General features: G+C 33.4%; 13 protein-coding genes and 1 other annotated feature. All 13 genes read left to right on the forward strand.

Features of this window, described 5'->3' with window-relative positions; genetic code table 11:
- The first annotated feature begins 31 nt into the window (after positions 1-31).
- A complete protein-coding gene (locus ACREWB_RS02190; RefSeq protein ID WP_431545846.1) occupies positions 32-610 on the forward strand; it encodes a rhomboid family intramembrane serine protease in 579 nt (192 codons plus the stop codon).
- A 436-nt stretch (positions 611-1,046) separates the two neighbouring features.
- A complete protein-coding gene (locus ACREWB_RS02195; protein ID WP_431545847.1) occupies positions 1,047-1,838 on the forward strand; it encodes a transporter substrate-binding domain-containing protein in 792 nt (263 codons plus the stop codon).
- Positions 1,839-1,947: 109 nt separating this feature from the next.
- A complete protein-coding gene (locus tag ACREWB_RS02200) occupies positions 1,948-2,628 on the forward strand; it encodes an amino acid ABC transporter permease (protein ID WP_431545848.1) in 681 nt (226 codons plus the stop codon).
- Positions 2,629-2,638: 10 nt separating this feature from the next.
- Positions 2,639-3,364 carry an amino acid ABC transporter ATP-binding protein gene (locus ACREWB_RS02205; protein ID WP_431545960.1) on the forward strand — a complete coding sequence of 242 codons (726 nt, stop codon included), beginning with the start codon at positions 2,639-2,641 and terminating at the stop codon, positions 3,362-3,364.
- A gap of 186 nt (positions 3,365-3,550) precedes the next feature.
- Positions 3,551-4,912 carry an MATE family efflux transporter gene (locus ACREWB_RS02210; protein WP_431545849.1) on the forward strand — a complete coding sequence of 454 codons (1,362 nt, stop codon included), beginning with the start codon at positions 3,551-3,553 and terminating at the stop codon, positions 4,910-4,912.
- A 68-nt stretch (positions 4,913-4,980) separates the two neighbouring features.
- Positions 4,981-5,235, forward strand: a binding site (T-box leader).
- Positions 5,236-5,313: 78 nt separating this feature from the next.
- On the forward strand, positions 5,314-6,492 hold the full coding sequence (trpB, locus tag ACREWB_RS02215; RefSeq protein ID WP_431545850.1) for a tryptophan synthase subunit beta: 1,179 nt from the start codon (positions 5,314-5,316) through the stop codon (positions 6,490-6,492).
- 213 nt (positions 6,493-6,705) lie between these two features.
- Complete coding sequence (locus ACREWB_RS02220; protein ID WP_431545851.1) at positions 6,706-8,805, forward strand: sodium-translocating pyrophosphatase; 2,100 nt, start codon at positions 6,706-6,708, stop codon at positions 8,803-8,805.
- A gap of 107 nt (positions 8,806-8,912) precedes the next feature.
- On the forward strand, positions 8,913-11,510 hold the full coding sequence (gene clpB / locus ACREWB_RS02225; RefSeq protein ID WP_431545852.1) for an ATP-dependent chaperone ClpB: 2,598 nt from the start codon (positions 8,913-8,915) through the stop codon (positions 11,508-11,510).
- A gap of 401 nt (positions 11,511-11,911) precedes the next feature.
- A complete protein-coding gene (gene aroF, locus ACREWB_RS02230; RefSeq protein ID WP_431545853.1) occupies positions 11,912-12,925 on the forward strand; it encodes a 3-deoxy-7-phosphoheptulonate synthase in 1,014 nt (337 codons plus the stop codon).
- Between the two features lie 19 nt (positions 12,926-12,944).
- Positions 12,945-13,793: a prephenate dehydrogenase gene (locus ACREWB_RS02235; protein ID WP_431545854.1), complete on the forward strand. Its 849-nt coding sequence runs from the start codon at positions 12,945-12,947 to the stop codon at positions 13,791-13,793.
- Between the two features lie 2 nt (positions 13,794-13,795).
- Entirely contained in the window at positions 13,796-14,869 is a 1,074-nt protein-coding gene (aroB, locus tag ACREWB_RS02240) for a 3-dehydroquinate synthase (protein ID WP_431545855.1), read from the forward strand.
- A 22-nt stretch (positions 14,870-14,891) separates the two neighbouring features.
- Positions 14,892-16,169 carry a 3-phosphoshikimate 1-carboxyvinyltransferase gene (gene aroA / locus ACREWB_RS02245; RefSeq protein WP_431545856.1) on the forward strand — a complete coding sequence of 426 codons (1,278 nt, stop codon included), beginning with the start codon at positions 14,892-14,894 and terminating at the stop codon, positions 16,167-16,169.
- Positions 16,147-17,217 carry a chorismate synthase gene (gene aroC, locus ACREWB_RS02250; RefSeq protein ID WP_431545857.1) on the forward strand — a complete coding sequence of 357 codons (1,071 nt, stop codon included), beginning with the start codon at positions 16,147-16,149 and terminating at the stop codon, positions 17,215-17,217. The genes aroA and aroC overlap by 23 nt, the downstream gene beginning before the upstream one ends.
- Positions 17,218-17,223 lie beyond the last annotated feature (6 nt).

Consider the following 17,223-nt stretch of genomic DNA (forward strand, 5'->3'; position numbering starts at 1 on the left):
TTTATTATGAATTTAAATGGAGGACAAAAAAATGCTGAATAAATTTAAAAAAATACAATATAATTCGCCGGTGATATTAACTTTTACTTTTTTATCGCTTGCTAGCTATTTGCTAGGGTACTTAACAAATGGTGTTTTAACTTCACTTTTATTTTCAAATTATAGAACTTCCTTTTTAGATCCCTTGCAGTATGTGAGGCTTTTTTCTTATATATTAGGTCACGCTAATTGGGCTCACTTCTCAGGTAATTTTATAATAATTTTAATAATTGGACCTATGCTAGAAGAGAAATACGGTTCAAAAGTTTTGGTACAGTTAATCCTAATAACAGCTTTTGTTACAGGAGTAATACATACAATTTTCTCAGGTAGTGCGCTACTTGGAGCCAGTGGCATTGTTTATATGTTTATTATTTTAAGCTCCTTTACAAATGCAGAGAAAGGGAAGATTCCACTAACATTAATAATTGTATTTTTCGTATTTATTGGAAGAGAAGTCTTTGGAGGTGCTTTTGCTCAGGATAATATTTCTCAACTTGCTCATATTATTGGGGGACTTTGTGGAGCGTTGTTTGCGTTTAAAATTAAACATATAGAAAAGTATAATTAACAAGTAAAATATGGAGGTTTGCTGTGGACTTGACAGTAGTTTCCAACTATGATAAGCTAAGAACAGTAATATATGACATAAAAGAACAAATTATTACTAAAATTGCGATTTGGTTAAAATCAAATGTTTAAAATATACTTTACTTTTTGGTATAAGATGGACGGATAATTAGGTGCACATAAACACTCTTACTCTATGTAATATAGGGCTGGAATGTTTTTTTTATTTATATAGAAATTTAATAATCTAAATATACTAGGTAGGGAGAAGCAATTATGGAATCTATGATAAAAATTGGAATTAAAACGCATTCAACAGTTGCTTTTGATCACAGAGTGAGTATACCGGAATAATTTTTAAAGTAAGTACATAAACTAAAAAAATGTTTAAGCTAAGATATGTTTGTACCAAATAAATATAATTCAGGAGGTAAAATATGAATAAAAAAATTATTGTATCGGTAGGACTCGGACTTTTATTAGTTAGTATGTTAGTAGGGTGTAAGAAAGATAATAAAACAACTTATGATAGTATCATGGAGAAAAAAGAAATGACCTACACAATGTCAGGACAGTATCCACCTTTTAATTTTATAGGTGAGGATGGAAAACCGGCTGGATTTGATATTGACATAGCCAGTGCAATTGCTGATAAAATGGGGGTTAAGGCAAATCCCGTTACTACTGATTGGGACGGAATCGTAGCTTCACTAATTGCTAAAAGGTCTGATCTAATAATTGGAAGTATGGGTGTTACTCCTGATCGCCAAAAGAAAGTTAACTTCACAGAGCCTTATTATAACGGCGGAGCACAATTCTTTGCTAAAAAAGGTACAACTCTAAAGAGTATTGAAGATTTGAAAGATGGGAAAGTAGGAGTTGTAACAGGAACCACTTTCCAACCATTTTTAAAAAAAATGGATAATATTTCTAAGATTGTCCAATTCCAAAGTGATGTAGACAATTTTAAGAGTATAGAACAAGGTAGAGCAGATGGACTTGTGACGGATTACTTTGTAGGATTAGCTGCACCTGAAAAATACGGAGTAGATATTGAACCGGTTGGTCCATTACTTTATGTTGAAGATAATGCTATAGCAGTAAGAAAAGAAGATACAAAGTTATTAGAAGTAGTAAACAAAGCTATTGGAGATATTATAGCTGATGGCACTTATGAAAAAATTAGTATGAAGTGGTTTGGTATCAATCTTCAAGATGTAAATAAATAAATAAATAAATAAGTATATCCTTATTTATTTTCACAAAAGCTATTAGTGTGCTGCAATAAGTCTCCCTCTGATAGCTTTGTGATATAACATTAAAAATGGGAGGAATTTTATGACAGAATTATTAGATAGTATAGTTACCTTTTTTACAACAGTAATTGAGTATTTTCCTAAATTTATTCCTGGAGTCATATGGACATTAGAGTTAGCTTTTTTTTCAATATTATTTGGTACAGTTCTTGGCTTAATAGTAGCTATGTTAAAGTTAACAAATAAGAAATTTATAACAGTTTTTATGGATTTATACGTTACTATTATTAGGGGGACGCCTCTTTTATTGCAACTTTATTTTATATTTTATGGGTTGCCTGGAATGGGAATCATAATTGCGAGTTTTCCGTCAGCAGTTATTGGATTAACCCTTCATAATGGTGCTTACATTAGTGAAATATTTAGAGGGGCTATCGAGTCTATTGATTTTGGACAAAGAGAAGCGGCAAGATCTCTTGGCATGAGTAGATTTCAAGCTATGAAACGAGTTATTTTGCCTCAAGCTTTTAAACGGTCTATACCTGCTTTAGGTAATCAGTTTATTATAGCTATTAAGGACTCTTCACTTGCTAGTGTAATAACAATTACAGAAATTATGTTACTTGCAAAACAATATGCATCAGTAACTTATGATGTTTTCCCTATTTTCTTTATAGCAGGTGTTTATTACCTTGCAATTATATTGGTAGTTACAAAAGTGCTTAGAAGAATTGAACTAAAATTAAAAATAAGTGAGAGGTGATTGTATGAGCATGATAGAAGTTAAAAATTTACATAAAACTTTTGGAGATCTTGAAGTTTTGAAAGGTATTGATTTAACAGTAAATGAGGGTGAGGTACTTTGTTTAATTGGAGGCAGTGGTTCAGGAAAAAGTACTTTACTTAGATGCATTAATTATTTAGATAAGAAAACAAAAGGCGAGATATGGATTGATGGAGAAATAGTTCACACAAGGGAAGGTAATATTAATTATATCCGTCAAAAAGTTGGCATGGTTTTTCAACGGTTTAACTTATTTCCTCATATGACTGTAATTCAAAATGTTATGGAAGGACCAGTTACAATTAAAAAAATGCCAAAAGATAAAGCAAGAAAAATTGCATTGGAACTGATAACAAAAGTGGGTATTGAAGATAAAATAGATGAATATCCTGCAATGTTATCTGGTGGCCAACAGCAAAGAGTTGCCATAGCCAGGGCTCTAGCTATGGATCCTAAAGTTATTCTGTTCGATGAACCTACGTCAGCTCTTGATCCAGAGCTTGTTGGAGAAGTGCTAAAGGTTATGAAAGACCTAGCTAAAGAAGGAATGACAATGATAGTGGTAACACATGAAATGGGATTTGCAAAAGAAGTAGCCGACCGTGTTATTTTTATTAATGAAGGTGTCATTGCAGAAGAAGGGCCTCCAGAACAAATCTTTGAGAATCCTCAAAATGAAAGATTGCAAAGTTTCCTGGCACAGATTTTGGTGTAGAATGATTTGAAAGAGAGTGGATTATCTCCTATATATGGGGAATCCACTCTTTGTTTCTCTTTATTTTAATTATTTATGTAATTTCATAAATTAATTTTGTGTTTTTATATTATTTAAAGGATAACTGGAAATACAAACATATGATATACTATAAAGACATAATATATCAAAATGGAGGAAGTTTTTATGACTGCAACAAATGAATTAGGCACAGAACGGATAGGCAAATTACTTCTCAAGTTTTCGGTGCCTGCTATAACAGGAATGATTGTAAATGCACTGTATAATATTGTAGATAGAATTTATATAGGACATATTAAAGATGTAGGGTCTTATGCACTTTCAGGACTTGCTATCACCTTTCCAATTTCAGTTATTATAATGGCTTTTGGAATGCTTATTGGTATAGGCGCTAGTGCGGTGATATCCATAAGGCTAGGAGAAAAAAACACGGATACTGCAAATAACATTTTAGGGAATGCATTTATACTTATAACATTAATATCATTAGTAATTAGCTTAATCGGAGTTATGTTTTTAGATGACTTTTTAATCTTATTCGGGGCAAGTAAAAATAGTATTCCCTATGCAAAAGCATATATACAAATTATACTTATGGGAGCTGTTTTTCAAAATATAGGCTTTGGTATTAACAATATAATTCGAGCTGAGGGTAACCCGAAAATGGCAATGCTTACAATGGTGTTTGGCGCAATTATAAATATTATATTAGATCCAATACTAATATTTGGTTTTAATATGGGAATTCAAGGTGCGGCAATAGCGACCTTAATTTCTCAAGCTTTTAACACGTTATGGGTTATAAAATATTTTACATTTAAAAATAGTGGAAGTATTCTTAAGATAAAAAAAGAAAATTTAAAGCTTCGTCTATATATTATAAAAGACATTTTGGCAATTGGAATTTCACCTTTTTCTATGCAAATAGCATCAAGTGCTGTAGTTGTTTTATATAATAAGGGACTGTATGCTTATGGAGGGGATAGAGCAATAGCTGCAATGGGAATACTAAATAGCATTTCAATGCTTATTTTTATGCCGATTATTGGTATAAGTCAAGGGATTCAGCCTATAATAGGTTACAACTATGGGGCAAAATTGTATCCTAGGGTATTAAAGGTTTTAAAGCTTGCCATAGCTTTCGGTACTTTAATTGCTGTAATAGGGTTTTTAGGAGTACAGATATTTGCTAAACCTATTATTGCTTTGTTTGTTGGTAATAATCCTGATATAATAAATTTAGGTGCACGAGGAATCAGAATTGATTTGATGTTTTTACCTATTTTAGGATTTCAGATTTTGGGAGCAAGTTTCTTTCAGGCAATAAATGAGGCTAAGGTTTCGATGATTTTAAGTATATTAAGACAAGTAATAGTGCTGATACCGCTTATTCTTATCCTTCCCTTATTCTTGGGATTAGATGGAATATGGCTTTCACAACCAGTTGCAGATTTGATTGCAACTGCTTTAACAGCATTATTTCTCTATATAAGTATTAAAAAGCTTAAATATAGTACTAGAAATTGAACAAATATTAAATATAGTATTGACATATAAAGTTTTCATGAATATAATATAAGAAAGTTAAATATTGAAATAAAGCAATGAACAAGAATAGTAGATAATTTTGATAATTACAGAGAGTTAGGGATGCTGAGAGCCTAATGTTTTAAATTTTATTGAATGGTCTTGGGAGTGGGAACTGAAATTTTAGAGTAGGTTACACGGGTTTCTTCCGTTACAGAGATAGGATATAGGTATATTATTATTTCCCGTATCTAAAAAGAGATAATTGTAGTGTTTTTAACTACAATAATAGAGGTGGCACCGTGAATAACATCGCCCTCTTAATATGCATACGCATGTTAAGAGGGCTTTTTTTTATTTAATTTTAAAACATAATATAATATGAAAGAGGGTATTATTAAATGGAGATTACTAATGGTTTTTTTGGACAATTTGGAGGAGCTTTTGTTCCACCACAACTTGAAAATGTTCTTAAAGAGGTGAAAGAAAATTTTTATTCATGCATAAATGATGAAGATTTTCTAAGGGAACTTGCCTATTATCAAAAGCAATATATAGGAAGAGAAAATCCTCTATATTTTGCATCGAATTTAACAGACAAGGCAGGTGGTGCAAAAATATTTTTTAAAAGAGAAGATTTAAACCATACTGGCGCACATAAAATTAATAACGCAATTGGTCAGGCTCTTATTGCAAAAAAAATGGGTAAAAAAAGGGTGATAGCCGAAACTGGAGCAGGACAACACGGCGTTGCTACTGCAACAGTTTGTGCTCTTTTTGGAATGGATTGTACTATTTATATGGGTGAAATAGATGTGAAAAGACAAGAATTAAATGTTTTTAGAATGAATCTTTTAGGGGCTAAGGTTGTAGCAGTAACTACAGGTACATGCACCTTAAAGGATGCTGTAGATGCAGCCTTAAATGATTTTGTAGTAAATGCAGAAGATACTTTCTATCTTTTAGGGTCCGCCGTTGGACCAGATCCGTATCCAACCATGGTAAGAGAATTTCAAAGTATAATCGGAGTAGAGGCAAGGAGACAAGTTCTTGAAGCTGAAGGAAGACTTCCTGATTATTTAGTTGCTTGCGTTGGTGGGGGAAGTAATGCAATAGGTTTATTCCATCCTTTTTATAATGATAAGCAAGTTAAATTTATTGGAGTTGAACCTGCAGGAAAAGGGCTTGATACAGAGGACCATGCAGCATCCATTACAAAAGGAAGTGTTGGAATAATTCATGGTTTTAAATGTTACAATATTCAAGACGCGCAAGGAGAACCTCTACCAGTTTATTCCTCGGCAGCGGGTCTTGATTACCCAGGCGTTGGACCTGAACACTGTTATTACCATGACATTGGTAGAGCAGAGTATGTTTCAGTTACGGATACAGAAGCTCTAACTGCGTTCCAAGAACTCTCAAAAATAGAAGGAATAATTCCAGCTTTAGAAAGTGCACACGCTGTTGCTTATGCAACTAAACTGGCAGCTACACTTTCTAAAGAAAAAATAATTATTGTGAATTTATCCGGTCGTGGAGACAAGGATGTTGCTCAAGTTAAGGCCATGCTTAAGCACTAGATAATACAATTTTTTATAGTTATTTTTATTAAGAAGTGTAAATAAATGCTTATCCCATAGATAAGCATTTATTTATTAAACTTACACTTGCCACGTAGGTGGCAACTAAATTTAATTAGTTTTCATCAAAATAATTCCTATTATGTTATAATATATATGGATTAATATTTAATGACAATATGTTTCTGTTAATAAAAAAAGGAGGTATTTATTATGAAATTACTATTGTTGGCCCCAATCTGTTCCGTATTAGCTCTAGCTTTTGCTGGATATCTTGCATATACAGTATTAAAAGAAGATGAAGGAACGGATCAGATGAAAAAAATTGCTGAAGCTATAAGGCAAGGGGCAGATGCTTATTTAAAAAGGCAGTATACAGGAGTTGCTCTTTTCTTTGTAGTTATGTTTGTAATCCTAGGAATACTTGTAGGATTTGGATTTCTTACCCCATTTGTACCTTTTGCATTTATAAGTGGAGGTTTTTTCTCAGGTCTTTCTGGTTTTATTGGAATGAAAATTGCTACACGTGCAAATGTTAGAACTACACATGCAGCTGGAAAAAGTCTTAACAGTGCTTTAAAAGTTGCGTTTTCAAGTGGTGCTGTAATGGGACTTACTGTTGTAGGTCTTGGACTTCTTGATATTAGTATATGGTATTATTTATTAGACTTTTTTTATAGAAATTTAGATGAGGCAGTAAGAATTCAAAATATAACTAGTGCAATGATTACCTTTGGAATGGGTGCTAGTTCCATGGCGTTATTTGCTCGAGTAGGTGGAGGTATATTTACTAAAGCTGCAGACGTTGGTGCAGATTTAGTAGGTAAGCTTGAAGCAGGAATTCCAGAGGATGATCCAAGAAATCCTGCAGTTATTGCTGATAATGTTGGAGACAATGTTGGAGACGTAGCTGGTATGGGAGCAGATTTATACGAGTCTTATGTTGGGTCAATAGTATCCACAGCAGCTCTTGCAGTAGCAGCTGGGCTTGGAGTTAAGGGTGTTGCTATTCCTATGACTATAGCGTCAATTGGTGTAGTTGCATCTATTATTGGAACCTTCTTTGTTAAATCAGGGGAGAAAGCTGAGCAAAAAGTTCTTTTAACAGCTCTCAGGCGTGGTGTTTACGTAAGTTCTGCAATAATTGCAATACTTTCATTTTTCTTAGTTTATAATGTACTTGGAAAGGAACATATCGGAGTTTACTTTGCAATATTAAGTGGGCTTATAGCAGGTAATTTAATTGGTATTTGTACAGAGTACTTTACATCAGATACATACAAGCCTACTAAAAAGCTAGCAAAGACAACAGAAACTGGTGCAGCTACAGTTATTATAGGTGGTCTTTCACTGGGAATGATGTCTACTTTTCTTCCTGTTATAATAGTAGCTATGGCAATTGCCGCTAGTTTTTATTTAGCTGGAGGAGCTGCAGATTATAATATGGGATTATATGGTGTAGGTATAGCAGCAGTAGGTATGCTTAGTACACTAGGTATAACTTTGGCTACAGATGCTTATGGACCAGTAGCAGATAACGCTGGTGGTATTGCAGAAATGACCCATCAAGCTCCTATAGTAAGAGAGAGAACAGATGCTCTCGATTCTTTAGGAAATACTACTGCAGCTACAGGCAAAGGGTTTGCTATAGGCTCAGCAGCACTAACTGCTCTTGCTCTTATTGCAGCATATAAAGATCAAGTAGAAATTATTGTGAAAAAAGAAAATTTAGATTTCGTTTTTGACTTATCAATTTTAAATCCTCAGGTTCTTATAGGACTATTTATAGGTGGAATGGTGCCCTTTGTATTTGCTGCACTCACAATGGATGCAGTGGGTAAAACAGCACAACTTATAGTAGTTGAAGTTAGAAGACAATTTAAAGAAATATTGGGACTTATGGATGGTAAAGCAGAAGCTGATTACGCGCAGTGTGTTGATATCTGTACAAAGGCAGCTCAAAAAGAAATGATAATGCCTGCATTACTTGCTATTGCTATCCCAATAACAGTAGGATTACTTTTAGGAGTAAATGGAGTGGCAGGACTACTAGCAGGAGCAACTGTAACAGGATTTGTACTTGCTGTAATGATGGCTAACTCTGGTGGAGCTTGGGATAATGCGAAAAAGCATATTGAAGCAGGAAATCTAGGGGGAAAAGGATCAGATTGTCATAAAGCGGCTGTTGTTGGTGACACAGTAGGAGATCCATTTAAGGATACTTCAGGGCCAGCCATAAATATATTGATTAAGTTACTTTCAATGGTATCAATAGTATTTGCAGCATTTATTTTGAAATTCTCATTATTTTAGATAATTTAAAGGCTTATCCATGCTAAACTCATGTAATAGTCTTTATTTATATCACTTGCCACTTGCCACGTGGGTGGCACCAAATAAACTAAAGGGAGTGTTATTTCATGGATGTAGAAAAGTTAACTATAAAGGTTCAACAATCCTTAAATGAAGCTCAGTCAATAGCTATAAAAAATAACCATCAACAGATAGATACAATGCATTTATTTGCGGCACTTATAGCTCAAGAGGATGGTCTGATTCCTAACATATTCAGTAAAATGGGAGTTAATATAAGGCGACTTAATGAGGAAATAAGTAAGGGGCTCGACAGTATTCCAAAAGTTACAGGAAGTGGTGCAGCTGGAGGATCCCTTTATTCTACTAGAAGATTTGAGGAGGTCTTTGTAAAGGCTGAAGAAGAAGCTGAAAAATTTAAAGATTCCTTTATAAGTGTAGAGCATGTAATGATTGGCTTGATGGATGTAAAGTCTAAAGAGATTTCACATATTTTAAATAAATTTGAAATAACAAAAGATGGTTTTTTAAATGCACTTTCGAAAGTTAGAGGCAATCAAAGAGTAGAAAATCCAGACCCGGAAGGTACCTATGAGGCACTTGTTAAATATGGATCTAATCTTGTGGAGCAAGCTAAAAAACATAAATTAGATCCTGTTATAGGAAGAGATGAGGAAATTAGACGAGTTATAAGGATACTTTCTAGAAGAACTAAAAATAATCCTGTGCTTATAGGAGAACCTGGCGTAGGTAAAACTGCTATAGTGGAGGGTCTCGCCCAAAGAATAGTCAAGGGTGATGTACCAGAAGGGCTCAAAAATAAGATAGTATTTTCATTAGATATGGGATCTCTTATTGCAGGGGCTAAATTTAAAGGCGAATTTGAAGAAAGACTTAAAGCTGTATTAAAAGAAGTGGAGAATAGTGAAGGTAAAATAATTTTATTTATAGACGAAATTCATAATATAGTGGGAGCAGGAAAATCAGAGGGTTCTATGGATGCAGGAAATATGATAAAACCACTTCTAGCAAGAGGAAGTCTTCATTGTATTGGTGCAACTACTTTTGATGAATATAGAAAGTATTTAGAGAAGGATAAGGCACTAGAGAGAAGATTTCAGCCGGTAACAATAGAGGAACCAAGCGTTGAAGATTCTGTATCAATACTTAGAGGACTTAAAGAAAAGTTTGAAATATATCATGGTATAAGAATTCATGATTCAGCTATTGTTGCAGCGGCAAAACTTTCGGATAGATATATAACCGCAAGATTTCTTCCAGATAAGGCAATAGATCTTATAGATGAGGCCTGTGCTATGATAAGGACTGAAATAGATAGCATGCCTACAGAGATGGATATGATTAAACGTAAGATATTTCAGTTAGAAATTGAAAAAAGTGCACTATCAAAAGAAAAAGATGATGCCTCAAAGAAAAGACTAGAAACACTGGAAAGAGAGTTAAGTGATTTAAAAGATAAAGACAATGAAATGACAGCAAAATACGAAAAAGAAAAATCTAAGATAGTTGAAATTAGAAATTTAAAAGCGGAGCTGGATGTTGCAAGAGGAGAAATAGAAAACTCCGAGAGGGAATATGATTTAAATAAAGTAGCAGAGCTCAAATATGGAATAATACCTGATTTAGAAGCAAAAATAGAAGAAAAAGAACAAGTACTTAATGAAAACAATGAAACAGCTATGCTTACAGAAGAAGTAACTGAAAAGGAAATATCACAAATAGTATCAAAGTGGACGGGTATACCTGTAGCAAGCCTAGTAGAAGGTGAAAGGAGAAAACTACTAAGGCTTGAAGAAGAATTATCACTAAGGGTAATTGGTCAAAAGGAAGCTGTTACTGCGGTTTCGAATGCGGTTATTCGCGCTAGAGCAGGAATGAAGGACCCAAGACGACCTATTGGCTCATTCATATTCCTTGGACCTACTGGTGTTGGGAAGACTGAGCTTGCTAAAACCTTAGCTAGAACACTCTTTGATAGCAAAGATAATATAATAAGGATAGACATGTCTGAGTACATGGAGAAATATTCTGTATCAAGATTAATAGGTGCACCTCCAGGATATGTAGGATACGAAGAAGGTGGTCAACTTACAGAAGCAGTAAGGAGAAAACCTTATAGTGTTATATTGTTTGATGAAATAGAAAAAGCTCATGAAGATGTGTTTAATATATTTCTTCAGATATTGGACGATGGAAGGCTTACAGATAATCAAGGTAAAATTGTAAATTTTAAAAATTGCATAATAATCATGACTTCAAATATTGGGAGCAATTATTTATTAGAGAATAAAGAAAGTAGTGGTATAGAACAGCATATTCGTGATAGAGTTATGAATGAATTAAAGTCTAAATTCAAACCTGAATTTTTAAATAGACTGGATGATATTATATTATTTAAACCATTAGATACAAAAGAAATAGAAGGTATAGTTGATATATTCTTAGAAGATATTAAAGGCAGACTTAAAGAGAAAAATATAACAATGAAAGTTACTGATATTGCTAAAGAACTTATGGCAAAAGAAGGTTATGATCCCATTTATGGTGCACGTCCATTAAAGAGATATATTGAAAGTGTGTTAGAAACATCTATAGCTAAGAAAATTATTAGAGGAGAAATATATGATGGTTCTGTTATTTCCGTAGATGTAAAAGGCCAGCAAATTATAGTTGAAAAGATTTAAAAAGATTTAAAGAAAATATAATTATCAAATTTAGGTTGACTAAGATTTGGTTATTTGGTATACTGATAAAAATCATTCAAACAAATATTATAAATATTATAAATATTTACACAAATGGAGGAACGTATCATGGAAAACATTATTAGAAAAGGAATAGTACAATTATATTTTAGCATGTATTTTAGCTTGGGCTTTTATTTTAGCGCTGGTTATTTATTTTGTAAAAATATATATATTTCCTTTTTTAATGAGAGTAGTACAAAAATACGAATCACGGTGTAGGTAAGCGAGACGCAAATTTTTAATTAGCGCTGAGTTACAATAGTGGATGTATGAAGAAGACTCATTAATGGGTCTTCTTTTTTGTTTGAAAAAATATAAAAAAAATGGAGGAATTAGAAATGATAGTAATTATGGACCCAAGAGCACCAGAAGTAGAAATTGAAAGGATTAAAAAAAGAATTGAAGCGAAAGGCTGTACAGTACAGCGAATTCAAGGAGAAACACAAAGTGTATTTGGGCTAGTAGGTGATACAAGTCGAATTGATCCAATTCAACTAGAAGCAAATGAAAGTGTGAAAAAAGTACTTAGAATATTAGAACCTTTTAAACGAGCAAACAAGCTTTTTCATCCACAAGATACTATTATAAAGGTTGATAATGAAGTTATTGGTGGAAATAAAATTGCAATTATAGCGGGCCCTTGTTCTGTAGAAAGTGAAGAACAAATTATTAACATAGCAGAAAGTGTAAAAAAATCAGGAGCTACTTTTTTAAGAGGTGGTGCATACAAACCAAGAACTTCTCCATACAGTTTTCAAGGTATGAAAGAAGATGGTCTAGCACTTCTTAGGCTAGCAAAAGAAAAAACAGGGCTACCTATTGTAACAGAACTTATGTCTACTAAGGCAATGGATAGAGTTGCTGAATATGCAGATGTAATACAAATTGGCGCAAGAAATATGCAAAACTTTGATTTGTTAAAAGAAGTAGGAAAACTTAGGAAACCAATTCTTTTAAAAAGAGGATTATGTGCTACTGTTGAAGAATTTCTTATGTCAGCAGAATATATAATGGCAGAAGGAAATGAACAGGTAATTCTCTGCGAGAGAGGGATTAGAACCTTTGAAACATACACAAGAAATACTTTAGATTTAAGTATTGTACCAGCAATAAAGAAATTAAGTCATCTTCCAATTATTATTGATCCAAGTCATGCGGCAGGAATGTGGTGGATGGTAGAATCACTTTCAAAAGCAGCTATTGCAGTTGGTGCGGATGGTTTAATGATAGAGGTGCATAATGATCCTGAGAGTGCCATGTGTGATGGAGCTCAATCCATTAAACCAGAACGATTTGATTCACTAGTTAAAAAGCTAAGAGAAATTGCAAAAATAGATGGTCGATGTATATAATAGATTGAGGTGAAAGGTAATGGATGGGTTAGACTTTAATATAACAGTAGTTGGTTTAGGTCTTATAGGCGGAGCTTTTGCAATGGCATTAAAAGATCTTAAACCTAAAAATTTATGGGGAATAGATATAGATGAAAATACAATTAAAAACGCTGAAAATATGGGAATTATAGATAAAGGATATATTAATTCACAAATTCCATTAAAAGATTCAGATATAGTAATTATTGCATTATATCCAAACCTAACAGAAAAATTTATAAAAGAAAACAATGAATTTTTTAAGAGTGGAGCCATTATTACGGATAGTGCAGGCATTAAGGAAGCACTTGTAAGGAATGTGAATTTATTTATTCGTGAAGATGTAGATTTTATTGGAGGGCACCCTATGGCAGGAAGAGAGAGCAAGGGGCTCGCTTATGCCAGCAAGGATATATTTAATAATGCAAATTATATACTTACACCTACGGAGAGTAATAAGATAGATAATGTAAACATTTTAGAGTGTATTATAAAGGAGCTAGGTTGTAGAAATGTAGTTAAAATAGATCCTAGAACTCATGATGAAATAATAGCATACACAAGTCATCTACCTCACATAATAGCTGCAGCACTAATGAATAGTGATAACCTTCCAATAGAAACAGAAAAGTTTATAGCAGGTGGTTTTAAGGATGTTACAAGAATTGCAGATTCTAATGCAGATTTATGGTCAGAGCTACTTATGGGAAACGCAGATAATATAATAAATAAACTAGAAATTTTTGAAGAAAACATAAAAGTAATAAAAAATGCACTAAAGGCTAAAAATGAAGTGGCTGTAAAGGCTGAGTTTGAAAGTGCAGGTGCACGGAGAAGGGAGATGTAATAGTGGAAAAAGCGCGTAATATAATAGTAAATCTTCCAGAAAAAAGTTATCCCATATACATACAAAAAGGATTAATAGAAAACATTGGAACTCAAATAAAAAAAATATATTCAAACAATAAAATAATCATTATAACGGACCAAAATGTGGAATCCTTATATGGTGAGAATATTGAAAATAGTTTGAAAGAAGAAAATTTTGTTGTAAAAAAAGTTATAATAAAGCCAGGTGAAAAGAGTAAATCCTTTGAAACACTACAACGTGTTTGCGAAGAGATTTTAGACTTTGGATTATCTAGAGGCGACTTAATTATTGCCTTTGGTGGAGGAGTTGTTGGTGATCTGGGAGGCTTTGTTGCTTCTATATTGCTTCGAGGTATTGATTTTATACAGATTCCAACCACACTCTTAGCGCAAATTGACAGTAGTGTGGGAGGTAAAGTAGCTATAAATTCTAAAAATGGTAAGAATTTAATAGGGAGCTTTTATCAACCGAAAGCAGTATTTATAGATCCATATCTTCTAAACACTTTGTGCAAAAGGGTGTTTAATGATGGTATGGCTGAGGTTATAAAATGTGCTGCTATTAAGGATGAAAAGTTATTTTCTAAGCTTTTAGAGTATGATACAGTAGAAATACTTATGAATAATATAGATGAAATTATTTATACCTGTTGTAATATTAAAAAAAATGTGGTTGAAGTAGATGAAAAAGATATGGGGGAAAGAATGCTTCTTAATTTTGGACATACAATAGGTCATGCTATAGAAAAATTGTATAATTATGAAACCTTTACTCATGGAGAGGGTGTTGCAATGGGAATGATTGCAATCACAAAAAAAAGTGAACTGCTAGGAATTACTGAAAAGGGTACACTTAAACTTCTAGTAAAACTTATAAATAAATATAACCTTCCTAGTCAGCTGCCCAATATGGATAAAGATGAGTTTTTCAAAGCTCTTTTATTAGATAAAAAGAATATTAATGAAAGTATGAACTTGATTTTACTCGTAAAAATAGGATGTGGGTTTATAAAAAAAATAAATAGAGATGATATAAATAAATATGTAGATTAAAATAGGAGGGGGAGTAAGGAAAATGAATACAATCCAAATAACACCATCTAATATACAAGGGAAAATTTCAGTTCCACCCTCAAAGAGCCTTAGCCATAGAGCTATTATAGCTGCTGGACTTGCAAATGATAATTCTAATATAGAAAATGTGGTGTTTTCAGAGGACATTTTAGCTACTTGTAGTGCAATGGGGGCCCTTGGGGTATCAGTTACAAAAGGTGGAGGCAATGTAATGATAAATGGGAAGAAATTCTTAAGTATCACCCAAAATGAAATTGATTGCGCTGAATCAGGTTCAACCCTTAGGTTTCTAATTCCTATAGCTCTTTTGACAGAAAGTGAATTTACTTTTACAGGGAGAGGGAGACTGGTCGCGAGGCCGCTTACTCCTTACTATAAAATATTTCAGGAACAAGGTATAAAATACAGCTCGAGTGGAGGGCTCCCTCTTACAGTACAAGGAAAGCTCAAAGCCGGTGTATATAAATTGCCAGGAAATATTAGTTCGCAATTTATAACTGGTCTTCTTTTTGCACTTCCACTTCTAAAGGGCGATTCGAAAATAATTGTGACTACGGAGCTAGAATCAAAAGCATATGTAGATTTAACAATAGATGTACTTAGTAAATTTTCTGTTCATATAGAAAATGTAGGATATAATGAAATTAACATTACAGGAAATCAGAAATATATAGCTAGGAATTACAGAGTAGAAGGAGATTTTTCTCAGGCTGCATTTTGGCTTGTAGCAGGAGTGTTAGGTGGAGAAATTCAGTGTGAAGATATGAATATTAACTCACTTCAAGGTGACAAAGCTATTGTAGATATAATTATGAGAATGGGTGGTAATATATCTATTGAACAGGGTAAAATAAAAGTATCAAAATCTAAGACTCACGGAGTTATTATTGATGCTTCAGAATTTCCTGATTTAGTTCCTATTTTAGCAGTGCTTGCATCTTTAAGTAAAGGAACTACAAAAATAATAAATGCTGGAAGACTTCGAATTAAAGAATGTGATAGATTAAAGGCAATGGCCACAGAACTCACGAAACTTGGTGGTAATGTGGTGGAAACAGAAGATGGACTTATTATTCATGGAAAAGAAAATTTAAGGGGTGGCACTGTGGATAGCTATAATGATCACCGTATTGCTATGTCACTTTCTATTGCTTCTATAAGATGTAGTAAACCAGTAATAATTACTGATAGTGCTTGTATAAAAAAATCTTATCCGGAATTTTATAAGGATTTTGTAATGCTGGGAGGGAAAGTAAATGAGTGGAGTATGGGGCAATAAAGTTAAGTATTCTATATTTGGTGAATCACATGGAAAAGGCATTGGAATTAACATAGATGGATTGCCACCGGGGGTAAAACTTGATCTAGAGGCTATTAATTATGAAATGAAACGAAGAGCGCCAGGGCGCGATGATATATCTACACCCAGAAGCGAAAAGGATGAATTTCAAATTATAAGTGGATATTTTAATGGAAGAACAACAGGAACACCACTCTGCGCTTTTATATGGAATACAGATATGCACTCTAAAGATTATTCGGAACTTAAAACTGTCATAAGGCCCGGACATGCAGATTATACAGGGAGTGTAAAATACTCTGGGTTTAATGATTATAGAGGTGGCGGACATTTTTCAGGACGATTAACCGCACCACTAGTTTTTGCTGGAGCAATTGCAAAACAAATTTTAAAGGAAAAGGGGATAGAAATTGGAGGACATATATATCATATTGCGGGTATATATGATTGTCCCTTTGATAGTGTTAATATAAATTCAGAATTACTGAAGACCACAAGGCAACTTAAATTTCCAGTCCTAGACCAGAATAAAGGGTTGGAGATGATAAGTGCTATTCATAGAGCAAAAGAGAAGCAAGATTCTGTGGGCGGTGTGGTAGAATGTGCTATATTAAATTTACCAGAGGGGTTAGGATCTCCTTTCTTTGATTCCGTAGAAAGCTTGCTTGCTCATCTTTTATTTTCTATACCTGGAGTAAAGGGGGTAGAATTTGGAACAGGCTTTGATATGGCGAATTTGAGTGGTTCAGAGGCTAATGACGGGTTTTATATGGATGGTAATAAGGTTAAAACATTTAGCAATAACAATGGAGGGATTTTAGGAGGTATTACAAATGGAATGCCAATAATCTTCAAAGCTGCATTTAAGCCAACCGCATCTATTGGTGTGATTCAAAAAACTATTGATATAAGTAAAATGGAAAATACGGAGATATGTGTTAACGGACGACATGATCCTTGTATTGTGCAAAGAGCGCTACCAGTAGTAGAAGCCGTGGCCGCTATGGTTATTCTAGATTTATTGTAGATTTTT

The sequence above is a fragment of the Clostridium sp. genome (assembly GCF_050717635.1).
Lineage (GTDB): Bacteria > Bacillota > Clostridia > Clostridiales > Clostridiaceae > Clostridium_AD.